13 protein-coding genes and 2 pseudogenes are annotated in these 23125 nt (G+C 71.5%); 7 read left to right on the top strand and 8 right to left on the bottom strand.

Annotation, left to right across the window (positions count from 1 at the left end):
• Together ACWDAK_RS36610 and ACWDAK_RS36605 are read right to left on the bottom strand one after the other, a co-directional pair.
• A pseudogene (locus ACWDAK_RS36610) lies at positions 1 to 541 on the bottom strand (DJ-1/PfpI family protein); the annotation flags it as partial.
• A gap of 1832 nt (positions 542 to 2373) precedes the next feature.
• A complete protein-coding gene (locus ACWDAK_RS36605; protein WP_344636205.1) occupies positions 2374 to 3222 on the bottom strand; it encodes an HAD family hydrolase in 849 nt (282 codons plus the stop codon).
• A gap of 1042 nt (positions 3223 to 4264) precedes the next feature.
• Here ACWDAK_RS36605 and ACWDAK_RS36600 point away from each other — a divergent pair.
• A pseudogene (locus tag ACWDAK_RS36600) lies at positions 4265 to 4705 on the top strand (universal stress protein); the annotation flags it as partial.
• Positions 4706 to 4997: 292 nt separating this feature from the next.
• On the opposite strand, the gene ACWDAK_RS36595 reads toward ACWDAK_RS36600, so the two are convergent.
• The 4 genes from ACWDAK_RS36595 to ACWDAK_RS36580 all read right to left on the bottom strand — a co-directional run bounded on the left by ACWDAK_RS36595 (position 4998) and on the right by ACWDAK_RS36580 (position 11527).
• The gene (locus ACWDAK_RS36595) at positions 4998 to 6188 is read right to left on the bottom strand and encodes an acyl-CoA dehydrogenase family protein (RefSeq protein WP_427394285.1); all 1191 of its coding nucleotides are present in this window, start codon (positions 6186 to 6188) and stop codon (positions 4998 to 5000) included.
• Positions 6189 to 6326: 138 nt separating this feature from the next.
• Positions 6327 to 7349: a hydroxymethylglutaryl-CoA lyase gene (locus tag ACWDAK_RS36590; RefSeq protein WP_427394284.1), complete on the bottom strand. Its 1023-nt coding sequence runs from the start codon at positions 7347 to 7349 to the stop codon at positions 6327 to 6329.
• Complete coding sequence (locus tag ACWDAK_RS36585; protein WP_427394283.1) at positions 7346 to 9619, bottom strand: acetyl/propionyl/methylcrotonyl-CoA carboxylase subunit alpha; 2274 nt, start codon at positions 9617 to 9619, stop codon at positions 7346 to 7348. The genes ACWDAK_RS36590 and ACWDAK_RS36585 overlap by 4 nt, the downstream gene beginning before the upstream one ends.
• Before the next feature lie 177 nt (positions 9620 to 9796).
• Positions 9797 to 11527, bottom strand: coding sequence for a carboxyl transferase domain-containing protein (locus ACWDAK_RS36580; protein WP_427394282.1), 1731 nt, complete (start codon positions 11525 to 11527; stop codon positions 9797 to 9799).
• Positions 11528 to 11654: 127 nt separating this feature from the next.
• On the opposite strand from ACWDAK_RS36580, the gene ACWDAK_RS36575 reads away from it, so the two are divergent.
• Positions 11655 to 12299, top strand: a complete 645-nt coding sequence (locus ACWDAK_RS36575) for an SACE_7040 family transcriptional regulator (RefSeq protein ID WP_427394281.1) — start codon at positions 11655 to 11657, stop codon at positions 12297 to 12299.
• Between the two features lie 584 nt (positions 12300 to 12883).
• Positions 12884 to 16801, top strand: coding sequence for an ABC transporter ATP-binding protein (locus tag ACWDAK_RS36570; protein WP_427394280.1), 3918 nt, complete (start codon positions 12884 to 12886; stop codon positions 16799 to 16801).
• Between the two features lie 52 nt (positions 16802 to 16853).
• Here the strand turns inward: ACWDAK_RS36570 and ACWDAK_RS36565 are convergent, their stop codons facing one another.
• The gene (locus ACWDAK_RS36565; protein ID WP_344636199.1) at positions 16854 to 17732 is read right to left on the bottom strand and encodes an ATP-grasp domain-containing protein; all 879 of its coding nucleotides are present in this window, start codon (positions 17730 to 17732) and stop codon (positions 16854 to 16856) included.
• A gap of 114 nt (positions 17733 to 17846) precedes the next feature.
• Between ACWDAK_RS36565 and ACWDAK_RS36560 the strand changes: the two genes are divergently transcribed.
• Positions 17847 to 18365, top strand: coding sequence for an NUDIX hydrolase (locus ACWDAK_RS36560; protein ID WP_344636198.1), 519 nt, complete (start codon positions 17847 to 17849; stop codon positions 18363 to 18365).
• 6 nt (positions 18366 to 18371) lie between these two features.
• On the opposite strand, the gene ACWDAK_RS36555 is transcribed toward ACWDAK_RS36560, so the two are convergent.
• Complete coding sequence (locus ACWDAK_RS36555) at positions 18372 to 19214, bottom strand: hypothetical protein (RefSeq protein WP_427394279.1); 843 nt, start codon at positions 19212 to 19214, stop codon at positions 18372 to 18374.
• A 474-nt stretch (positions 19215 to 19688) separates the two neighbouring features.
• Between ACWDAK_RS36555 and trpS the strand changes: the two genes are divergently transcribed.
• The 3 genes from trpS (at position 19689) to ACWDAK_RS36540 (ending at position 22925) form a co-directional block, all read left to right on the top strand.
• Positions 19689 to 20702 carry a tryptophan--tRNA ligase gene (gene trpS, locus ACWDAK_RS36550; protein ID WP_344636196.1) on the top strand — a complete coding sequence of 338 codons (1014 nt, stop codon included), beginning with the start codon at positions 19689 to 19691 and terminating at the stop codon, positions 20700 to 20702.
• A 403-nt stretch (positions 20703 to 21105) separates the two neighbouring features.
• Positions 21106 to 22086 (top strand): S66 peptidase family protein, encoded by a 981-nt coding sequence (locus ACWDAK_RS36545; protein ID WP_427394278.1) that lies wholly within the window; start codon positions 21106 to 21108, stop codon positions 22084 to 22086.
• 113 nt (positions 22087 to 22199) lie between these two features.
• Complete coding sequence (locus tag ACWDAK_RS36540) at positions 22200 to 22925, top strand: nucleoside/nucleotide kinase family protein (protein WP_427394277.1); 726 nt, start codon at positions 22200 to 22202, stop codon at positions 22923 to 22925.
• Positions 22926 to 23125: the final 200 nt, after the last annotated feature.

Here is a 23125-nt window from a genome sequence, read left to right as displayed (position 1 = left end):
TGCAGGCAGAGGTCGATCCCTGCCGCCGTGCCGGCCGAGGTGAGCACATCGCCGTCGTCGACGAAGAGTTCGCGCGGGTCGACGTGGACCCGGGGTAGCGCTTGGCCAGCGTCGGCGCGTACATCCAGTGGGTGGTGGCCGGCCGGCCGTCCAGCAGACCCGCGGCTGCCAGGACGAACGCACCCGTGCACAGTCCGATGATCCGGGCGCCCTCGTGGTGCGCCTTGCGCAGGGCGGCGATGGCCTCGACCGGTGGCGGCTGGGAGATGGAGCGCCAGGCCGGTACGACGATCGTGCCGGCCCGGGCGAGCGCCTCCAGGCCGTACGGCGCGGTGAGGGTGAGGCCGCCGGTAGTGGCGAGCGGGCCGTCCTCGCCGGCGCAGACCAGCAGCCGGTACCGGGGCACTCCCGCGTCCTGACGGTCCACCCCGAAGACCGAGAGCGGGATGGAGCTCTCGAAGATGGGGGCGCCGCCGAAGATCAGCACGGCGACGGTCTCGCGCCGCCGACGTCCCGACAGTTTCCTTGGTGCGGAGGCCAGTACGGTCGAGGAGGAGCCCGCGGAACCGGCTGCGCCCACGGCGCCTGCCGAACCGGCGGCCGCTGCGGCAGCCGTGGCGACCATCGATGCCGTCGACGCCGCGCCGGTGGCGGTCGCGATGCCGACGGTCGGGCCGTGCTGGCCGCCGGCATGACCGGCGAGCTGGACCGGGAAGTGGCCGGCGCCGGATCCCGGAACCAGTGGCGCGCCGCCCTCCGACGCCAGGTCGGCCAGCGGACCTGTGGTCGAGTACTGGGGTGCGGTGGTGACCGGGTAACCTGCCTGTCCCGCAGGCGGGTTGGCGGAGGTCGTGATGCCCGGGCGGGATGCGAGCGGGCCGTGCGGGCCGTAGTAGGGCTTCGCGGACTGGGCGACGTTGGTGGAACGGGGGACGGCGGTGGGCAGGCCGGCCTGCGGTAGCCGAGGCAGTCTGGTCGCCGGAGTCGGCATCGGCGGCTGCGCGGGTACGCCCCCTCCGGCGGCCCGGCTCGTGCGACCGGTCGGCGACTGGCCGCCGTCAGGACCCGCGTCGCTCCTGCTCACCCTGCTCAAGGCGCTCCAGCCCCCTCGGTGGTGTGGTGTGGTGGTGCCGTGGTGCCGCACTGTTCGCCAAGATCGAATCTACTGGGTGGACCGTTGCGTTGTGACAAGTTCACCATCCGACGCTATGTCGACATGGCAATTTGGCGTGATGCATTCGATCACGAAGCGTGGCATCCCGCGACCCCTCTGGGAAGGGGGCAGGAGGAACGGTGGCTTGTTGTTGCACGACCCGCCACTCGGGATCAGGGCGGGCTGTGCAGCGCGGAACGGTCTGGACTGCGGCTTTGCCCAAGGGGTAGGGGGTGGGCTGAGATTGACTGAAAACAGACGGTTCAAGAAGGGGGCGCGCGCCCTCTCAACGTGCGCTGCTGCGAGCCCGTTGCGCGGCCCACTTCCCTGCCATCAAGCGCCTGAACGGGCCATCATGACATGTGGTCAGGGTCGCCTCGTGGGACTCGCCGCAGGGCCTCGACGCAGGCTCGAACAGGCCAACGACGACACGGTGGACTCCTGACTCGTGGCGGTGCCGACGTACGGCTCAGGTCGCCGCCGCCGTCCGGGGGGTGCCGGCCGTGCGGTGGTGTGTGGCGAGGTGCGGTGGTGCATGGCGCTCTGGATAGTTGCGGCTCGGTCGCGACGGTACTGGTGACCCGCGAAGCCGATGTGCCGGCGGGGCCACCGAGTCGATGCGACGCCGGGGCCGCTCGATCGACGTGGCGCACGCTCCCGGATCTCTGACGCTGGGTGGGACAGCCGGCTGCCCGGATGGACAAAGGTGACGGGCGGTCGCTTCACAGCGGTCGACGGGCCCGCCGCGCTGCGATCTCGCGAGCCCCGGCGACCCGCCCGGGTAAGGGCGTGCGCTCCGCCACCATGTTCGGTGAACCCGCTGTATTGCCGACTCGGAAGTACCGCCGTAGCGCCCTGCCGCCGTGCCCCCGATTGGGTTTGGCCTCGCGGGCGATGACGCGCTGGCGGGGTCTTCGGTGGCCTGTGTGAGCGCGGTGCGCGGCTGTGAGCGCGATGGGCGGCGTCTTGGCGGCCCTGGCCGCCTTTTGGAGGGCTCCAGGGGGTCCCCGCAAGCCCCAGGGGGCCGCGGAGGCCCTTGGCGGGGCTGTGTCACCCTCCATCGAGCCCCGGTGGGCTGGTGGGGCAGCCCGCCCGAGGTCGGCACCGCCGCCGCACCCCACCGATGCGGTGTGCTCCGTCCGGCCGGAGCCCGGCACGCACGGTCGACGCGCCGCTCGCCGGCCCGCCCGGTCCAGCCCGCCTCGGCCGACCGTGCTGCCTCAGCCGGTCGTGCCGTCGGCCGGTTCGGCCAGCCGGGAGAACGTGGCGTACCGGCGCGCCGACGAACCGTCGCCGCTGAGCGAGAGCCGTTCCCCGGCAACTGCTGCCCGTGGTGACAGACTTGAGGCTGGTGTGGCGAACTTCCTCCGGCCGACCGGTCGTTGGCGGGGCTTGGGGGAGGGGGCGTTGCTCGCGCTCAGGACCAGGCCGACGGCCTCCGGCAGGCCCCCCGCGCTGAGGGTGGGACGGTAGCCGCCCTCGGCCCAGGGGCGGCCGTGGTGCAGCCAGACGCTGCGCAGCCCGGTTACTTCCGCACCCGCGATGTCGGCGGGTCCGTAGTCGCCGACCATCCAGGTGCGGGAGGTCCAGCCGTGGGTCGGCGGGACGCCGCAGCGATTGGCGGCGATCTCGAAGATCTTCGGGTCCGGCTTCACGCACCGGGCCTCCTCGGAGATCACCCAGCCGTCCACCAGCGGGCCGAGCCCGGTGCGGTGGATCTTCTCCAACTGCGGCCGGGTGTTGCCGTTGCTGACGATGCCGAGCGTCCAGCCCGCCGCTCTGGCGGACTTCAGGGCCTCGATGTGCGAGGCGGGGCAGTGGATGTGGGAGTTGATGCCTCGGCGGTAGTGCGCGAGGAGGAAGTCGAGGGAGTGGTCGAGTCCGTAGCGGCGCTTGGCTGCGCCCAGGACGGTGCTGCGCGGCACGTAGCCGCCACCGTCAATGGTGGCGAACCAGCTCAGGTCGCCGGTGGGTAGCCGGTGTTCGTCGAGGAAGTCCTGGGCCCAGGCCATGAACGCGGCATCCCTGGGCAGCAGCGTGTTGTCGAGGTCGAACAGGAGCAGGGGCATGCGCTGCATGCTGCCAGTGCTCCGGGGTATGCATCAGGCACTTGCCAGAGGTAGTCCCGAACCGAACGTAATTGGCTGGAATCGGAGCGTCATGGGCCAATGGGACAGCTGGGATGTATGCGGTGGTATGGGCGCCCGGGTGGCCAACTGCCCCGGGAGCCATTGGCGGAGCGAAGGTGCTCGATGACAGTCGGGTCACGTTGTGTGGTGGTCCTGTTGCGTCGACGCGTCTCCTCGGCGAAGCTCCAGGGAACCTCTTTCTCGGCAGGCGCGAGATTGCCGATCGGGGGCGCGAAATGCCCGGTGCACGCATCGCCCGTTAGCGGGATCGTCGCCGTTTCAACGCTCTGCTGCTGGGCCGGGCCTCACACCCGTCGTACTCTGAAAGGAACAGGTCACAATCGGTGCTGCTCTGCGGAGACCGAATAGGTGTCATGGGCGGGCCTGTTGCCTCGATAACCACGTCGTTTCCTGTTGGCCAACCCTTCTCGAAGAGCCTTGAGCCATGGCCGGTTTTGAGTCCTCCAGATCTCCTGACGCAGATCTTGCCGCGCGGCCGGTGGACGCGGTTCCGAACGTCCCCGCGCCCACTGGGCCAAGGCCCCCTGAATCGAGTGGGGTCACCGCCTCAGGCCAGTCCGCTGCGCCCGGGTCTTCCGGTGTGCCCGCGGCTTCCGTTGCGCGTGGACAGTCCGCCGGCCAGGAGGGCCCTGCTGGCCGTGGGGCGCAGACGGGGCATGCCGAGACTGCTGGGCACGGCTCGTCGGCTGGGCCCGCCGAGCCCGACGAGTCCGCCGAGCGCGCTGGGGCGCGTGAGTCCATCGCACGGCCCGGACCGGGCAACTGGCTGCCCGGGGCGGCCTTCGTCAGCGATGTCGTCCGCAGAGGCTGGCCGAAGCCCCGGCAGCGCAGGGGTGAGCACAGGGGAGAACAGATGGGAGACGCCATGACGGATGGCGCCGGGGCGCCCGTCGGCCGGCCGCGTGGATCTCGCGGAGCGGGTAGCGCCGACGGGGAGGACGGCCCGATCCCGCAGGAGCAGCCCGTCCGCTCCTGCGACCCGGCCTTCCAGCACGGTGTCGTGGTGGGTTTCGACGGCTCGCTCTCCAGCGAGCGCGCGTTGGCGTATGCGGTCGGGATGGCGCGCCGCTCGCAGTGCGGGCTGGTGATCGTCCACGTCGCCAACCGCCTGCCGGCCACGGTCTGGGCCGGCTGTGAGCCCCCTGTCTTCGTGGACCTCCCCGACCACCGCACGGAGGTCCTCGGCCTGGAACTGGCCTGCGCCGACTTCCTCGCCGGGGTGCCCTGGATCCTGGTCGAGCGCGGCGGTGACATCTGCCACGAGATCGAGGAGGTCGGCCGGGAGTACGCCGCGGACGCGATCGTGGTCGGCAGCACCCACGGCCTGCTCGGCAAGCTCTTCGGTTCGGTCTCCGGCCGCCTGGCCAGGCGGGCCAACCGGCCTGTGATCGTGATTCCCTGACGAAGGGTCGGCCTTGCTCTCCGGCAGCCCCAAATCGCGGGCTACCGGAGAGCCTGGAGGCGCAGGATGTAATGCCCCGGGGCGCAGTACCTCCGGATCCGGATGCGGCAGATCGGGACCCGATGCCCCCGGGTGCGGCGCCCCGAGCCTGGTGTCCTGAGCGAGCTCGGCGTCCTGGAGCGGGCCGGGCCCGGTGTCCTGGAGCGCAGTGCCTTGGGACGTGGCGCAGCGCCTCAGGACGTGGCACGGCTCCTCAGTGCGTGCGCCGCACCCCGGGACGTGACGCAGTGTCTCAGGGCGTGACGCCCAACTCCCTTGCGATCAGCATCCGCTGAACCTCGGAGGTGCCCTCGCCGATCTCAAGGATCTTGCAGTCGCGCCAGAACCGTGCGACCGGGAACTCGTTCATGAAGCCGTACCCGCCGTGGATCTGCGTGGCCTCCCGTGCGTTGTCGACGGCGGCTTCGGAGGAGTAGAGCTTGGCGATCGCCGCCTCCTTCTTGAAGGGTTCGGAGTGCAGCAGCCGGGAGGCGGCGTCCCGCCAGGCGAGGCGGGAGGTGTGTGCGCGCATCTCCATGTCGGCGAGCTTGAACTGGATGGCCTGGTTGGCGCCGATCGGTCGGCCGAAGGCCCGGCGGGTACCGGCGTAGAGGACTGACTGGTCGACGCAGCCCTGGGCCAGGCCGGTGGCCAGGGCTGCGATGGCGATACGGCCCTCGTCGAGGATCCGCAGGAACTGGGCGTAGCCGCGGCCACGCGCGCCCAGCAGGTTGGCTGCGGGGACTCGGCATTCGGTGAAGGACAGTTCGCGGGTGTCGGAGGCGTTCCACCCGACCTTGGAGTACTTCTTCGAGACGGTGAACCCCGGGGTTCCGGTGGGGACGATGATGGAGGAGATCTCGCGTCGTGGCGAGAGATCCGAGCCATCTTCACTCGAACGGGCGATCGGTTCGGTCAGTGCGGTCACGGTGACCAGGCCGGTGATCTCCGTGCCGGAGTTGGTGATGAAGCACTTCGTACCGTTGATCACCCATTCGTCGGTGGCCTCGTCGAAACGAGCGGTGGTCCGCGTGGCGCCCGCGTCCGAGCCGCCCTCGGGCTCGGTCAGCCCGAAGGCGCCGAGCATCTCGCCCGAGGTCAGCCGGGGCAGCCAGGTGCGCTTCTGCTCCTCCGTCCCGAAACGGTAGATCGGCATCGCGCCCAGCGAGACCGCCGCCTCCAGGGTGATGGCGACCGACGAGTCCACCCGGGCCAGTTCCTCCAGCGCGAGGCAGAGCGCGAAGTAGTCACCGCCCATGCCCCCGTACTCCTCGGGGAACGGCAGGCCGAACAGGCCCATCCGCCCCATCTCCCGGACGATCTCGTACGGGAACTCGCCCTGCTCGTAGTACTCCCCGATCTTCGGGGCGACCACGTCCTGCGCGAACTCGGCGACAGTGCGCCGCAATTCCTCGTACTCGTGGTCCAGACGGTGGTCGAGCATGGTGATCCTCCTGGGTCGCGGCTCGGAAGGCCGACGGTGTCGACTGTGTGGCGGCCGCAGCGGCCGGTGGTTCATGGGCGGAGCCCCGGGGGATCCGGAGCCCGGGAGGGGCCGGTGGCCCGGGACGGACCGGAACGGTCAGGCCGGTCGGTGGTACAGGGCCTGGACGGCACGGGACGGGCTCGGACGGCCGAGCTGCCGCGCCATCCAGGCGCTGGCCGCGACCAGGGCGCGCAGATCGACTCCGGTCTCGATGCCGAGCCCGTGCAGCATCCAGACCAGGTCCTCGGTGGCGAGGTTGCCGGTCGCGCTCTTGGCGTAGGGGCAGCCCCCGAGACCGCCGGCGGAGGCGTCCACGACGGTGACCCCGCTGCGCAGCGCGGCCAGGGTGTTGGCCAGCGCCTGGCCGTACGTGTCGTGGAAGTGGACGGCGATCCGCTCGACGGGCACCCCGGCCCGCGCGAAGCCGGCGAGCAGTTCGGTGACCTGACCGGGGGTGGCCACGCCGATGGTGTCGCCGAGGCTCAGCTCGGTGCAGCCGAGATCGAGCAGGCGCAGACCGAAGTCGATCACCTGCGACTGCGGGACCGGTCCCTCCCACGGGTCGCCGAAGCACATCGAGAGGTAGCCCCGGGTCGGGACGCCCGCCTCGGCGGCCCGGCCGATGACCGGCCGGAACATCTCCAGGGCTTCGTCGGCCGACCGGTTGAGGTTGCGCCGCGCGAAGGTCTCGGTGGCGCTGGCGAAGACCGCGATGTCGGTGGCGTGGTGGGCGAGGGCGCGGTCGAGGCCGCGCTCGTTCGGCACCAGGACCGGCAGCCGCAGGCCCGGGTGGCGCTCCGCGAGTCCGGTCAGCCTGGGCATCAGTTCCTCGGCGTCGGCCAGCTGCGGTACCCACTTGGGGTGGACGAAGCTGGTCGCCTCGACGGTCCGCAGCCCTGCGGCGGCGAGTCGCTCGATGAACTCGGCCTTGACCTCGACCGGCACGAGCGACTTCTCGTTCTGCAGCCCGTCGCGCGGACCGACCTCGTGGATGCGCACCTCGGCGGGCAGCGAAGGGTCCTTCACGGCTTGCGGCAGGCCGAGGTCGACGGTGTCGGGCTCTCGGGCCTCGGACGGCGTCGCAGCCGCGGTCGCGGCCGGAATCGGGGCGGAGGTCATGGTGTCACCTCGGTGGAGTCCTCGTCGGAAGGCGCGACCACGGCCAGCAACTCCTCCATGGCGACCGTGGTTCCGGCGGTGGCGCGCAGCTCGCTGACCGTGCCGTCGTGCGGTGCGGCGATCACGTGTTCCATCTTCATGGCCTCCAGGACCAGCAGCGGCTGGCCGCGCCGGACCTGTTCACCGACGGTGACCTTGACCACCGTCACGGTGCCCGGCATCGGTGCGGTGAGCGCGCCGTGGTGGGCGGCGGCCGCCGAGGTCCGGTCGGCGACCGGGTCGTAGGGGTGGAGCGGCCAGGCGTCGCCGTCGATGCCCAGCCAGGTGACCGGGCCGGCAACGTTGCCGGGGCCGGTGTCAGTGGCGTGTGTGAAGGTGCTCTGCAAGCCGTCCACGGTGAGGTGCAGCCGGTTGTTGGTCCTGGCCGCGCGGGCGCGCCTGGTCGGGCCCTCACCGAGGCGGACGTACAGGTCGGAGGTGGTGTCCGGGGATTTGTCAGTGGTGTCCGATACGTTGCGGTCGGCCACTGGGCGGACGAGAACGGAGACGGGCTCGTGCCCCGGGAGCCGGAGCCGGTGCGTGGTCCAGGCGGGCTCGCCACCCAGGCGCCAGCCGGAGGGGACGGAGAACGGGTCGGTCCAGCCGTCGGAGGCGACGGCGGGCACCAGGTCCAGATGCCGGCTGATGGCGGCGGCGTAGTAGAGCGTCTCGACGGGGGAGGCGCCGACGGGGGCGGCGGAAGCGCCGCCCGTGGCGGAAGGGGGCGCACCAGCGGAACTGTCGATGTGTGCCGTCTCCGACGGTCCGCCGACGGCCGGGTGGGCGGCGTACGGGGAGGCGAGCAGTTCGGGGTGCTGCTCTGCGGTCCGTTCGACCAGGCCGGTGTCGAGCCTTCCGGCTGCGACATCGGGGTGGCCGAGCAGCCGCCGCAGGTAGCCCGTGTTGGTGGTCACTCCGAGGATCCGGGTCTCGGCGAGCGCGGCGCGGAGGCGGCGCAGCGCGGTCGGGCGGTCGGGGCCGTAGGCGATGACCTTGGCCAGCATGGGGTCGTACCGGCTGCCGACCTCGGTGCCGGGGCCGATGCCGGAGTCGACGCGGATACCGGGGCCGTGCGGCTCGTCCAGCAGCAGGATCCGCCCACCGGTGGGCAGGAAGTCGCGGTCTGGGTCCTCGGCGCAGATGCGGGCCTCGATCGCGTGGCCCAGGAAGGAGATGTCGTTCTGGTCGAAGGTCAGGGATTCGCCCGCGGCGACGCGGAGTTGCCACTCCACCAGGTCGAGTCGCTCGGGCTGTCCGGCGTCGGCGCCGATGGCGATGGCCAGTTCGGTGACGGGGTGTTCCACCTGGAGACGGGTGTTCATCTCCATGAAGAAGAAGTCGAGGACGCCGTCGGGGGCCGGCCCGTCGGGGTCCACGCCCGGCACGATGAATTCCACGGTGCCGGCGCCGGTGTAGCCGCAGGCCTCGGCGGCCCGGACGGCGGCCGCTCCCATGGCCGCCCGGGTTTCCGGGTTCAGCAGAACGGAGGGTGCCTCTTCGATCAGTTTCTGGTGGCGGCGCTGCAGACTGCACTCGCGCTCACCGAGGTGAATGGTTCGGCCGTGGGTGTCGGCCAGGACCTGTACCTCGATGTGCCTCGGCCGGTCCACCCAGCGTTCGAGCAGCAGGGTATCGTCGCCGAAGGCGGTCCGGGCGACCCGTCGGGCGGCGGCCAGTTCGGCGGGCAGGTCGTCCGGGTCGCGGACCAGGCGCATGCCCTTTCCGCCTCCGCCGGCCGAGGGCTTGAGCAGTACCGGGTAGCCGATCTCCGCTGCGGCTGCGGTGAGTTCGGCGTCGGTCGGGTTGCCGCCCTGGCTGCCGGGGACGACGGGCACCCCGGCGGCGCGGACGGCCTCCTTGGCGTTGATCTTGTCGCCCATCAGCTCCACCGCGGTGGGCGGCGGGCCGACGAAGACCAGACCGGCCTCGGCGCAGGCTCGGGCGAAGGCCGGGTTCTCGGCCAGGAAGCCGTACCCGGGGTGGACGGCCTGGGCACCGGCGCGGCGGGCGGCGGCCAGGATCTGGTCGGTCCGCAGGTAGGTCTCGATGGCCGAACTGTCGCTGTGCCCGGCCGGCCCGAGCCGGACGGCGACATCGGCCTCGCGGACGTGCGGCGCGTCGGCGTCGGCGTCGCTGAAGACGGCGACCGAGCGGACACCGAGCTTCCGGAGGGTACGGATCACCCGTACCGCGATCTCGCCTCGGTTGGCGACCAGAACTGTGTCGAACATGGGAGGCGTTCCTCCGGGTCGAGGGGAACCGTGGGATGGGGCCGGGCGTCGGCACCGGGGGCAGGCCCGGCGGACGATTGGGCGGTCGTCGCCGGGCCGCCGGCTGACAGTGCGGCTGCTGGTTCGTGCCTGCTCGGATACGGCAGGCCGCACGGGGCAGGTCGCGTCACGGGGAGGTCACATGCGGAAGACACCGTATGGACGGGGGTCGGCGAGCGGGGCGTTGGCGCAGGCGGTGAGGGCGAGGCCGAGCACGGTACGGGTGTCCATGGGGTCGATCACGCCGTCGTCCCAGAGGCGGGCCGTCGAGTAGTAGGCGTTGCCCTGCCGCTCGTACTGCTCCCGGACGGGCCGCTTGAACTCCTCCTCGGCCTCGGCGGGCCAGTCCTCGCCCTGTGCCTCCAACTGGTCGCGGCGCACGGTGGCCAGTACCGAGGCCGCCTGTTCGCCGCCCATGACCGAGATCTTCGCCCCGGGCCACATCCACAGGAAGCGAGGTGAGTAAGCCCGGCCGCACATCGAGTAGTTGCCCGCACCGTACGAGCCGCCGATCACCACGGTCAGCTTCGGCACCCGGGTGCAGGCGACGGCCGTGACCATCTTGGCGCCGTGCTTGGCGATGCCGCCAGCCTCGTACTGCCGCCCGACCATGAAACCGGTGATGTTCTGCAGGAAGAGGAGGGGGATGCCGCGCTGGTCGCACAACTCGATGAAGTGGGCGCCCTTGAGGGCCGACTCGGCGAAGAGCACGCCGTTGTTGGCGACGATCCCGACCGGGTGACCGTGGATCCGGGCGAAGCCGGTGACCAGGGTGGCGCCGTACTCCGCCTTGAACTCGGCGAAGCGGCTGCCGTCCACGATCCGGGCGATCACCTCGCGGACGTCGTACGGGGTACGGGGGTCGACCGGCACCGCGCCGTACAGGCTCGTCGGGTCCAGCGCCGGCGGCTCGGCCGGGGCCAGAGGCCAGGGCTTGGCGGGCCGGGCACCGAGTTCGGACACGATGGTCCGGACGATGGAGAGGGCGTGGGCGTCGTCCTCGGCCAGGTGGTCGGTGACGCCCGAGGTGCGGGAGTGCAGTTCGCCGCCGCCCAGCTCCTCGGCGGTGACGACCTCGCCGGTCGCGGCCTTCACCAGCGGCGGCCCGCCCAGGAAGATGGTGCCCTGGTTGCGGACGATCACCGCCTGGTCGCTCATCGCCGGGACGTACGCGCCGCCCGCGGTGCACGAGCCGAGCACCGCCGCGATCTGCGGGATCCCGGCGGCGGAGAGGCGCGCCTGGTTGTAGAAGATCCGCCCGAAGTGGTCGCGGTCCGGGAAGACCTCGTCCTGCATCGGGAGGAAGGCCCCGCCGGAGTCCACCAGGTAGATGCACGGCAGCCGGTTCTCCAGGGCGACCTCCTGGGCCCGGAGGTGCTTCTTGACCGTCATCGGGTAGTAGGTGCCGCCCTTGACGGTGGCGTCGTTGGCGACCACCACCACCTCGCGACCGGCCACCCGCCCGATCCCGGCGATCACGCCCGCCGCCGGCGCGGCACCGTCGTACAGCCCGTCGGCCGCGAGCGGGCACAGTTCCAGGAAGGGGGAACCCGGATCGAGCAGGGTGTCCACCCGGTCCCGCGGCAGCAGCTTGCCCCGGGAGGTGTGCCGGGCGCGGGCCTTGGCCCCGCCGCCGAGGGCGGCGGCCCCCAGTTTCTCCCGCAGTTCGGCCACCAGGGCCTGGTGTGCGGCGGTGTTCGTGCGGAACGCCGCCGAGCCGGTGTCCACCGAGCTCTCCAGCCGGGGGGCGGGAGCAGCGGCGGCGGGCGAGGCGACCGGCTCGAACGGACCCGTGCCTGCGCCGGTGAAGAGTCCCGGGGTCGCGCCTGCGGATCGGGCTGCGGCCGGGCCGACGGTTGAGAAGACCATCCCAAGAGCTCCCTTGCCCTCGGAGCCAGGTGGGCACGCGGACAGGAGGGTCCGCCGCCCTGTTAATGAGCGTTAACTCCTGTCGCCAGGTTAACCGTCGATAACTCGACTGTCTACGATGGGCGGCATGCTGAACGCCCAGGTTCCCTCCGCGCTCTCACGCCGCGACCAGATCCGGAAGGAGGCCGCGCGCCTCTTCGCGGCGCGCGGGTTCCTCGGTGTCGGTGTCGATGAGATCGGCAAGGCGGTGGGCATCAGCGGCCCGGGCCTGTACCGGCACTTCTCCGGCAAGGACGCCATGCTCGCCGACCTTCTGGTCGGCATCAGCGAGCGGTTGCTGGAGGAGGGCCGCCGGCGGGCGGGTGACGCGCCGGACGCCCTCGGCGCGCTCGATGCCCTGATCGGCGGCCATGTGGACTTCGCGCTGGACGACCGGGACCTGATCATCCTGCACGACCGGGAACTGCTCCATCTGAAGGAGGAGGACCGGCGGCGCGTGCGGCGCCTCCAGCGGGGCTATGTCGAGCTCTGGGTGGACGTCGTCCGCCAGGCGTTCCCCGCGCTGGCCGAGGACGGCGCCGAGCAGACAGCCCGGGCGGCGGTGCACGCGGTCTTCGGCCTGCTCAACTCGACCCCCCACAGCGCAGGACCGCAGTTGGCGCAGGGGGAGCGGTCCGGCCTGAGCCGGGACGGTATGGCGGCGCTGCTGCACAGCCTGGCCCTGGGCGCCTTCGCGGCCGCGGCCGGAGGCGCGGCAGATGTGACCGACTGACCCGGACATTCGGCCGATCGGTCCGGCCGCCGCCGGATGCGCTCGACTGATCGGCGGGTTCCGGATGCGGTGTCGGCCGGGCCGGCCGGGGTAATCGGCTGATCGGGCCGACTGCCGCCCCGTCCGCGGCGAACCGGCCGGGATCCGGGCAACCCGGCCGGGTGCGCGGTGCGGCGCCCGCCCTGCAGCAGGCCTAGGACCAATGGTGGTCCCCGTGGAGACCGCCCGACCGGTGTCGCGCGACCGTCGGTTCGTCCAGTCTGGTGGGAGGCGGGAAGCAGCTCGAGCCGCGCGCTGTTCGAGTCACTGCACGCCCGTCGGGCTTCCGTCGGGCTCCCGTCGGAAACCCGATGGACTCCCGCTCGACCGAATGGTTAGTATCCCTAAATATGCCTGAGACTCACGGATCCACAGCGGAGCTTTCGCCAGGTGGCAGGGCAGACCGAGACCTGTCCGGTACAGGCTCGGCATCCACCCGTTCGGCGAGCGGCAACCACCCCCGTCCCGAGCCGGCCCGGCGGCAAGCGGCCGAGCCCGGCTGGCTCACCAGGCTCGCGCACTACTGCTGGCGCTACCGACGGAACGTGCTGCTCTCCTTCGGAGCCTCGCTGGTGGGCATGGCCGTCACGGCCGTCGTACCGCTGATCACCAAGCTGATCATCGATGACGTCATCACGGCCCACACCCGTCCGCTCGCGCCGTGGGCGGGCGTGCTGCTGCTGGCTGCCGTCCTCGTCTTCCTCTGCACCCAGGTCCGCCGCTACTGCGGTGGCCAGCTCGCCGTGGACGTCCAGCACGACCTGCGGGCGGACCTCTTCCGCTCGCTCAGCAGGCTGGACGGCACCCGACAGGACTCGCTCGACATCGGCCAGGTGGTGGGCCGGGCGACCTCCGACCTCCAGTTGATCAACGGCCTGCTGTCGATGCTGCCGATGATGACCGGCAACTTCCTGATGTTCGGCATGTCGATCCTGGTGATGTTCTGGCTCTCCCCGCCGCTCACCCTGGTCGCACTGGTGATGGGTCCGGTCCTCTGGTGGATCGCGACGTTCAGCCGCAAGCGGCTCTTCCCCGCCACCTGGGCGGCGCAGCAGGAGGCGGCGGCCGTCGCGGGCGTCGTGGACGGGGCCGTCGGCGGCGTCCGGGTGGTCAAGGGCTTCGGCCAGGAGGCGCAGGAACGCGGGAAGCTGGAGCAGGCCTCGCGCAGCCTGTACGGCGCTCGCCTCCGCTCGATCCGGCTCACCAGCCGCTACACCCCGGCGATGCAGGCGGTGCCCGCGCTCGGGCAGGTCGCCGTGCTCGCCCTCGGCGGCTGGCTCGCGGTGCGGGGCCAGGTCTCGCTGGGCACCTTCGTGGCCTTCTCCGCCTACCTGGCGCAGATGACCGGTCCGGTCCGGATGCTCACCATGCTGATCACCGTCGGCCAGCAGGCCCGTGCCGGTGTGGAGCGAGTGTTCCAGTTGGTGGACCAGCAGCCCGTGGTGAGGGAGCACACGGACGCGGCCGACCTCGTCCTGCCCGGAGTCCTGCCCGGTGCGGACCGGCCCGAGGCGTCGGACCGGCCGGTGGTCCGCGCCGTCCCGGGAGCCCCCGCGCTCCAGTTCGACCAGGTGGACTTCAGCTTCGGTGCCGTACGGGACGACGTGCAAGAGGATGCACCGGACGCCGCACGGGACGGCGCGCCAGCCACCTCGCAGGGCGACTCCCGGGACAGCGGACCGAACGGCTCGCCGCACGGCGAGCTCGTGCTCAAGCAGCTGAGCCTGGAACTCGCCGAGGGTGAGACGCTGGCACTGGTCGGTGCCTCCGGCTCGGGCAAGTCGACCGTCGCGCAGCTCGTACCGAGGTTCTACGACCCGACCGCAGGCGCCGTCCGGCTGTACGGCCACGATCTGCGCGAGCTCACGCTCGACTCGGTGCGGGCCACCGTCGGGATCGTCCCCGAGGACAGCTTCCTGTTCTCCGAGAGCGTCCGGACCAACATCGCGTACGGTCGGCCGGACGCGACCGATGCTCAGATCGAGGCGGCCGCCGTGGCCGCCCGGGCCGACGGCTTCATCCGCGAGCTGCCCGGGGGCTACGACACCAAGGTCGGCGAGCAGGGGCTCACCCTCTCCGGCGGTCAGCGTCAGCGGATCGCCCTCGCCCGGGCCATCCTGAGCGACCCGCGGGTACTGCTGCTGGACGATGCCACCTCCGCGGTGGACCCGCAGATCGAGGCGGAGATCCATGAGGCGCTCAGCGGGGTGATGGCGGGCCGGACCACCCTCCTCATCGCCCACCGCAGGTCCACCCTGCACCTGGCCGACCGGATCGCCGTGCTCGACCACGGCCGCCTGATGGACGTCGGCACCCACGAGGAACTCGAACAGCGATGTCCGCTGTACCGCGCGCTGATCACCGATCCGGACGCCGAGGCCCCCACCGGGTCCGGCCACCGCACCCCGGCGCCCACCGCCATCCGTTCCGGTGGGCCGGCCGAGCGCGTCAACGGAGCCAAGCAGGTCAGCGCGATCGAGCGGGTCAACGGAGTCAAGCGGGTCAACGGCGTCGAGCACCCCGAGGGAGGCGGGCGGCACATCGGGGCCGGGCGCCCCAGGGCCGGCCGGTCCGGGCCGTCCGCCCCGGCGGACCAGGACAGGGCGGACCTGCTCACCAAGGTGGCCGCGCTCCCGCCGGCCACGGACACCCCGGACATCCCGGTCTCCGAGGCCGAAGCGAGCGACCCGGACTTCAGCCTCGTCCGCCTGCTGAAGCCCTTCCGCCGCCAGTTGGCGCTCGCCCTCCTGCTGGTCGCCCTGGACACCGCGGCCGGACTCGCGCTCCCGGTCCTGATCCGGCACGGTATCGACGACGGTGTCAGCAAGGCCGCGATGTCCGGGGTGGCAGCCGCCGCGCTGGCAGCCCTCACGATCGTGCTGCTCGACTGGCTGGTCCAGAGCACGGAGACCAGGGTCAGCGGACGGACCGGGGAGCGCGTTCTCTACACCCTGCGGCTCAAGATCTTCGCCCATCTCAACCGGCTCGGCCTGGACTACTACGAGCGCGAGCTCTCCGGCCGGATCATGACGCGGATGACCACCGATGTGGACTCCATATCGTCGTTCCTGCAGACCGGTGTGGTCACCGCCGTGGTCAGCGTGCTGACCTTCTTCGGGATCCTGGTCGCGCTGCTGTTCATCGACGCCGGCCTGGCGCTGGTCGTCTTCACGGTGCTCCCGCTACTGGTGATCGCGACCGTGGTGTTCCGCCGCAAGTCGACCGTCCAGTACCAGATCTCCCGGGACCTGATCAGTACGGTCAACGCCGACCTCCAGGAGAACGTGGCCGGCATGCGGATCGTCCAGGCGTTCCGCCGGCAGGAGACCAACGCCACCCGGTTCGTGGCGCGCGGCCTCGAATACCGCGACGCCCGGGTCAAGGCGCAGCTGTACATCTCGCTGTACTTCCCGTTCGTGCAGTTCCTGTCCAGCGCGGCGGCCGCCCTGGTGCTGATCGCCGGCGCCTCACGGGTGGACTCGGGGACGCTGACCATCGGCGCGTTGGTCGCGTACCTGCTGTACATCGACCTCTTCTTCGCGCCGGTCAACCAGCTCTCGCAGATCTTCGACGGATACCAGCAGGCGTCCGTCGGCCTCGACCGGATCCGCGAACTGCTGCGGACACCGACCAGTACGCCCGACGCGGACGATCCCGTGCGGGTGGCGGAGCTGCGCGGCGAGATCCGGTTCGAGAACGTCGGCTTCGCCTACAACGGCGGCGGCGACGGCAACCCGGACGTCCTGTCGGCCGTCGACCTGCACATCCCGGCCGGGCAGACCGTCGCCCTGGTCGGTGAGACCGGCGCCGGGAAGTCCACCCTGGTCAAGCTGGTCGCCCGGTTCTACGACGCGACCGGTGGCACCGTCCGGATCGACGGCACCGACATCACCCGGTACGACCTCACCCAGTACCGGCAGCGGCTCGGCGTCGTCCCGCAGGAGGCGTACCTGTTCGCCGGGACGGTGCGGCAGGCCATCGCGTACGGCCGGACCACCGCCACCGACGCGGAGGTCGAGGCCGCCGCCCGGGCGGTCGGCGCACACGAGATGATCATCGGACTGTCGGGCGGCTACGACCACGAGGTCACCGCCCGGGGCCGGAACCTATCCGCCGGGCAGCGCCAGCTGATCGCGCTCGCCCGCGCCGAACTGGTCGCCCCCGACATCCTGCTGCTGGACGAGGCCACCGCCGCGCTCGACCTGGCCACCGAAGCGGCGGTCAACAACGCGGCGGACCGGCTGGCCGGCGGGCGGACCACCCTGGTCATCGCCCACCGCCTGACAACCGCTCAGCGCGCCGACCGGATCGTGGTACTGGACCGCGGCCGGGTGGTCGAGGACGGGACGCACGAGGAACTGCTGCGCCGGGACGGCGCGTACGCCGGGCTGTGGCGCGCCTTCATCGCGGACGGAGAGCTCGACCGGGAGCAGCCTGCTGCGGCGATCCCCGCAGCAGGCTGACGGCATCGCCGGCGCGCCCCCGCTGCTCACCTCTGTTACCCCGCCCGACTGTTCACGCGGCGAGGAGCGAGCTCAGCAGCGGGGCGGCGTCGATCCCGTGCGGCAGGCCGCTGACTTGGCCGTCGCCGACCTCGACCACCCGCCAGCCGGGCCCGTCCGCCCGCTGGGCCAGGTCGGTGGTGATGAAGCGGCAGCCCAACGCGCGCACCAGCGGCTGGGTTTCGGAGAGATCCGGGTCAACCCTGGCCTGGGGGCAGTCGGGGTGCGGGCCGACCAGGACCGGTTCGCCGTCGACCCACCAGACCCGGGCCTCGACGGCACGCCCGTCCGCGTCCCGCACGAACTCCTCGTACCGGCGCAGCACCACGCCGCCGGTCAGGAACTCGCCCTGCAGTTCCACGAACCGGGACACCACCCGGCCCAGCGCGTCCAGATCGGCCAGCTCCGGTACGTAACAGGCATCGTGCCACTCGTGCTTACGGGACTTGACGTAGTCCTTGACGACGGCCGGACCCCGCCCGCCGATCCGCCGTGCGGCGTCCGCGAGTGCCGAGAAGTCCGGTTCGCCGCCGGGAATCCAGGCGCTCGGCGGTGTCGCACCCTCGAAGACCGAGTACCAGCCAGGCAGTTCGTGGGCGTCGGCGTACGCGGCAGGCGGGGTCAGCAGCGAACAGCCGCGTGCCGTGAGGGCGGTGGCGAGCGCGGTGTAGGCCGGTACGGGCACCATCCAGCCCCGGTACCAGAGCGGTCCGTGCCCCTCCGGCACCCGGCGGACCGCCGCGACGGCGTCCCCGGAGACCAGCGCATCATGGTCGATGAGTGCGTACTCTCCACCCAACTCGCGGATGAGCTGGGCCTCCCACACGAAGTGCGGGTCCGGTCGACGCGGTGTCAACGGATCGGAGGGCAGGAGGATCAGAGGTGCGGGCATGGGCACAGCGTAGAACCGCGGTGCCGCCCGAGGAGCCCGGGTTTCCCGCCAACCGCCGAGGGCAGGGCGCTGATCCTGCTCGACAACGACAGCGGTCCCTGCGAGGGTGATTCGATGCGAACTCCGAGGCGAGCAGCGCGAACCGCGGTACTGGCATCCGACGGCGCGGTCTTCCTACTGAGATCCGACAACGTCGAGGTGGGCGTGCACTGGACCATGCCGGGCGGCGGGATCGAACCCGGCGAGTCGCCGGCCGAGGGAGCGCGTCGCGAACTGTGGGAGGAGACGGGCTGGACGGATCTCGCGCCCGGCCCGCTGCTCTGCACCTGGGAACACGACTTCACCTGGCACGGCACCCCGGTCCGTCAGCACGAGCACATCTACTTCACCAGCGGACCCCGGCGCGGCCCGCTGGGCGATGTCAGCGCGGCGCACGCGGTGGACCGGATCCTGGGTTGGCGCTGGTGGAGCCCGGCCGATCTGGCGGACGAACGGGCCGAGGCGCTCTGGCCACCGCAACTGCCCGCACTGCTCTCGGCGCTCAGGGAGAGCCTGGCGCAGCCGGCGGCCGGTGCCGCCGCGCAGCCGCCGGCCCCGGTGCACCTCGGGTACGTGCCGAACGCCGGGTGCTGACGGACGTCATCCCCCGGTGGCCGCCGGCCCGCGTTCCGTCTGCCAGGCGCGCAGGTCCAGCTCGCGGTCGTGCAGCGCGTCCGGGTTCATCAGCACGGTGAGCCGGGCGCCGGTCAGGTTCTCGAAGGCCAGCCCGGTCTCCGCGAGCAGTTGTTCGGTCGGTACCGACACCGCGATGGCGGTGCGCCAGGAGGGCAGTACGACCAGGCTGGTGCCCCGGCTCACCCGCACCAGGTCGACCGGTACCCGGCGCGGAGCCGAGGAGCTCGGGGCGCTCGGCGGTTCCGCGTAAGCGGGGGAAGCGCCGATCAGGACTCCCAGCGGGGCGGCCGTGTGATCGTGCGGCTGCATGTGCGTCGGCGCTTCGGCCGATGCGGGTGCATCTTCCGCCGGATGGCGCGATCCGCCTGCGGGTTCCTGATCGGGCATCGTCGGCGCGGGTTCCGGTGCCGGCTCGGGTTCGGGCGCCGGCTCACCGCGCGGGTGCAGCCGGCTCAGTCGGCGGGAGGGCGTCGGCCGGCGGATCCGCCGGAACTCCTGCCACTCCGGGAAGGGCGCCGTCGGACCGGCGGCGCGACCCGCCGTTCGGGTGAGCGGAAGTCCGCCCGGCCGCAGGCCGGTCCTGGCCCCGGCGAATTCCAGTAGTCGCCGCACCTCCGACTCGGGTTGCCGGCAGGCCTCCGCAAGCAGCCGGATGTCGGCGCCCTGCTCGTACGCCGTGCGGAGTCTGCTCGCCAGGCCGGCGAGGAGCCAGGCCGCCGTGGTGGCCTCGGCGTCCGCTACGTCGCGGTCTGGCGTTCTGGACCGGTCCGGGGAGTCGTCGGATGCGGACTGGTCGAGCGAGGTCATCAGTACGGGCCCTCCGAAAGCTGGTCGGATGATCCTGCCGTACCAGCGCATGGCCAGCCAAGGGGAATCGGAAGACTGACAATCCGTTACCGACCGGGCGGACGGCCGGTCAGGTCATGGCTGCCGAGCTCTTCCGGAGCGATGCCCGCGCGAGGAACCCCGGCAGTGATCGTTCGAAGTCTGACCGGCGACCGGCAGCCCGGAAAGGCCTTGGCGGCCACTGGCGGCGAAGCGCTAACCTCGCAGCCATGAAGCATCTTCCGTGCCTGAGCTGGTGGCCGTCCTAGGGCGGCTTCCACTCATGCATGACCACAGGGCCGTCCGTACGGGCGGCCCTGTTGCTCTGTCTCCCTCGCGGGCCGCACCGACGGACGTGCCCCACCGGCACACCGCCGCCGGCAGGCGGCGCAGTCGTGCCGACGTACCGCCAGCCACCGGCAACCCGCCGTCGGCCCGCCCGAAGGAGAACCAGCAGTGCAGACCAGCACCGCCCAGGTCCAGCAGGACCCCAGCCGCTACCGCATCCTCACCGGGGACCGTCCCACCGGACCGCTCCACCTCGGCCACTACTTCGGCACCCTGCAGAACCGGGTGCGGCTGCAGCGGCTCGGTGTCGAACTGTTCGTGGTCATCCCCGACTACCAGGTACTCACCGACCGCGACACCGCCGACCGACCCGCCGAACGCGCCGAGGAGCTCGTCCTCGACTACCTGGCGGCAGGCATCGACCCCGAACGCGCCACGATCTTCACCCACAGCGCCGTGCCCGCCCTCAACCAGCTGATGCTCCCCTTCCTCAGCCTGGTCAGCGTCGCGGAACTCCAGCGGAACCCCACGGTCAAGGACGAGATCGTGCACTCCCGGCAGAACTCGGTCAGCGGACTGATGCTCACCTATCCCGTGCACCAGGCCGCAGACATCCTCTCCTGCAAAGGGAACCTGGTCCCGGTCGGTCGGGACCAGCTGCCGCACCTGGAGACCGCGCGGACCATCGCCCGCCGCTTCAACGAGCGGTACGGCGCCGCAGTCTTCACCGAACCCGAGGCCCTGCTCTCCGACGCCCCGCTGCTACTGGGCACCGACGGCGGAAAGATGAGCAAGAGCCGGGGCAACGCCATCGCCCTCGGGATGGACGAGGACCACACCGCGCGCCTGATCCGGGGCGCCAAGACCGACACCGAACGGCGGATCGGCTACGACCCCGAGCAGCGCCCCGAGGTGTCCAGCCTGCTCCTGCTCGCGGCCCTGTGCGAGGGCGGCGAGCCGCAGAAGATCGCCGAGGAGATCGGTGACGGCGGCTCGGCCGCGCTGAAGCGGCGCGTCACCGAGGCGGTCAACGAGTGCTTCCGCCCGATCCGCGCCCGCCGAGCCGAGTTCGCGGCCGACCGGGCCCACCTGCGTGCCGTCCTCCGCGCCGGGAACGAACGAGCCAACGCCTGCGCCGACACCACGCTGGCCGAGGTCCGGCAGGTCATGGGCATGCGCTGAAGGCTCCGCCTCGGCACAGCGGTCCTCGCGCCGGTTCTCATGTCGGCGCTCGCTCCGGCTCGGCCGTCGCCTGGCGGCCGGGCCGGACCACCGCGCCGGACGGTACGGGTGCGCGGCTGTCGGCATGCAGGTCCGACGACCGGTCAGTCCGAGAGTGGAAGACTCGGCAGGGGAGCGCTTCTGTTCCGGACTGTCTCTGTCGACGACATGCTCCGCGGACGACCCGGCTGGGCCGTTTCCGTCCACGAAAGACTCTGCCGTCGACATGACCGGGCCTCGTCTGTCCACGAGTTGCTCTGCCGACGAGAGACCGGGACCAGACGGGTGATCAGGAACCGTCCGAGCGGGCATACGGTTGGTGGCTGAACGCCATACGCCGCCTCCCCGAGAGAGGACCTCGCCCATGGTTCGGTTCCAGCCTCCCACCCCGGACCGACGGCCGCGCCGCCTGGTACCCGGGGACCGGGTCGCACTGGTCGCTCCGAGCGGCCCGCTCGAACCCGACCGGCTCTCCGCCGGCACCGAGATCCTTCGCAGCTGGGGCCTCGAGGTCGTGCCCGCCGAACACCTCCAGGACACCCATCCGACCATCCGCCACCTGGCCGGCACGGACGCCGCCCGTGCCGCGGACTTCCAGCGCGCCTGGCTCGACCCCACCATCGCCGCCGTCATCTGCGCCAGAGGCGGATTCGGCGTGCAGCGGATGGTCGACCTTCTCGACTGGGAGGCGCTCCGCAGTGCGCCTCCGAAGGCACTGGTGGGCTTCAGCGACATCACCGTCCTGCACGAGACCATCTCATGGCGCCTCGGCATCCCGACGTTGTACGGGCCGATGGCCTCGGGCGCAGCCTTCATCGCCGACGGTCCGACGGCGGAGCACCTGCGCCGCACCCTCTTCCACCCCGCGGACACCCTGCGGCTCACGTCGCCCACCGTTGAAGCGCTGGTGCCCGGTCGGGCCCGTGGTCTCACGGCCGGCGGCTGCGCCTCCACCCTCGCTGCGGACCGGGGTGCCCCGACCGCCCGCCCGTCCTTCGCAGGAACGATCCTTCTCCTGGAGGACGTCAACGAACACCTGTACCGGCTGGACCGCGTCCTCACCCAGCTGATCCGCTCCGGTGCCCTGGACGGCGTGGCGGGCATCGCGCTCGGTTCCTGGGAAGGCTGCGGTCCGCTCGACCAGGTACGCGAGCTCATGCTCGATCGGCTCGGTCCGCTCGGCGTACCGGTCCTCTGGGAACTCGGCTTCGGCCACGGCCCCAGCAGCCTCACCGTGCCGCTCGGCGTCGCCGCCCGATTGGATGCCGACGCGGGCACGCTGACACTGGAGACTCCGGTGCTCAGCAACAACACCGATGACTCGGGTTCCCAGCGCCAACGCTGATGAGTGATGAGTAGGGTGCGACCATGCACGTGGACGGCGACAGCGGCAGCAGTACCCCACCCGACGTCGCCGCTCTGATCAGCTCTGTTCCAGATACTGCGGAGCCCCGCCGTGTGGCGTCCGAAGACACGGGACAGTCGCCCATCGGACCGTCTCCGCTCAACGGCCGCGCGGAACTGGTCGCATCGGCCCTCCACCTGCTGCACGGTCGCACCCGCGCCGTCGGCCGCACCATCCTCGGCTTGGCCGGCCCGCCCGGCGCCGGAAAGTCGACACTGGCCCGCTACCTGGTCGACGAGATCAACCGCCGGGAGGGCGCCGAGACAGCGGCCTACCTCCCGCTCGACGGCTTCCACCTCTCCAATGCCCAACTCGAACGCCTCGGCCTGCGCGACCGCAAGGGATCCCCGCCCACCTTCGACGCCGGAGGGTACGTAGCCCTACTGCGCCGAGTCCTCGCCGAGCGCTTCCGCGACATCTACGCCCCTGACTTCGACCGGACACTCGACGAACCGGTCGCCGCTCGGCACGTGATCCGACCGCACACCCGACTGGTCGTGACCGAGGGCAACTACCTCGCCAACGCCGACGCCCCCTGGTCCGAGGTCCGCATGCTGCTGAGCGAACTCTGGTACGTGGATGCCGCCGACCACGTACGGGACACCCGACTCATGCGCCGCCACACCGAGAACGGCCGGGCCCCCGAAGCCGCCCGCCACTGGATCGTGTCCAACGATCACCCGAACGGCGAGTGCGTCAAGGTCGGCCGCGAGGCATGCACCCGGATCATCGGGCACTGGGATTTGCCCACGGCCTCCGACAGGGGTAGTGTTCTCTAGTCGCTCGGCAGGGAGCACCGGACACGCATCGGCGCGGACGGTCCCGGGGCGGCCAATCCTCTGAAACACCACTTCTTCTGTTCGGGCTGGGTCGTGCCTTGTCGCGGCTCGGTGCGAATTGTTGTTGTGTTTTTCTGGATTGCGGCCGGGATTCGCTTCGTGGAGCGGGGATCGGCTAAGGTTTGAAACGTCGGACGGGC

Source organism: Kitasatospora sp. NPDC001175, assembly GCF_053598215.1.
The sequence above is the reverse complement of the archived record's forward strand: the minus strand, read 5'-3'. Positions and strand labels throughout refer to the sequence as shown.

Bases quoted from the DNA above. Each gene is read 5' to 3' on its own strand.
- ACWDAK_RS36560 (WP_344636198.1), top strand. From the start codon at position 17,847: ATGCGAACTCCGAGGCGAGCAGCGCGAACCGCGGTACTGGCATCCGAC.
- ACWDAK_RS36545 (WP_427394278.1), top strand. From the start codon at position 21,106: ATGGTTCGGTTCCAGCCTCCCACCCCGGACCGACGGCCGCGCCGCCTG.
- ACWDAK_RS36575 (WP_427394281.1), top strand. From the start codon at position 11,655: ATGCTGAACGCCCAGGTTCCCTCCGCGCTCTCACGCCGCGACCAGATC.
- ACWDAK_RS36585 (WP_427394283.1), bottom strand. From the start codon at position 9,619: ATGTTCGACACAGTTCTGGTCGCCAACCGAGGCGAGATCGCGGTACGG.
- ACWDAK_RS36565 (WP_344636199.1), bottom strand. From the start codon at position 17,732: ATGCCCGCACCTCTGATCCTCCTGCCCTCCGATCCGTTGACACCGCGT.
- ACWDAK_RS36580 (WP_427394282.1), bottom strand. From the start codon at position 11,527: ATGGTCTTCTCAACCGTCGGCCCGGCCGCAGCCCGATCCGCAGGCGCG.
- ACWDAK_RS36595 (WP_427394285.1), bottom strand. From the start codon at position 6,188: ATGCTCGACCACCGTCTGGACCACGAGTACGAGGAATTGCGGCGCACT.
- ACWDAK_RS36555 (WP_427394279.1), bottom strand. From the start codon at position 19,214: ATGACCTCGCTCGACCAGTCCGCATCCGACGACTCCCCGGACCGGTCC.
- ACWDAK_RS36590 (WP_427394284.1), bottom strand. From the start codon at position 7,349: ATGACCTCCGCCCCGATTCCGGCCGCGACCGCGGCTGCGACGCCGTCC.
- ACWDAK_RS36605 (WP_344636205.1), bottom strand. From the start codon at position 3,222: ATGCCCCTGCTCCTGTTCGACCTCGACAACACGCTGCTGCCCAGGGAT.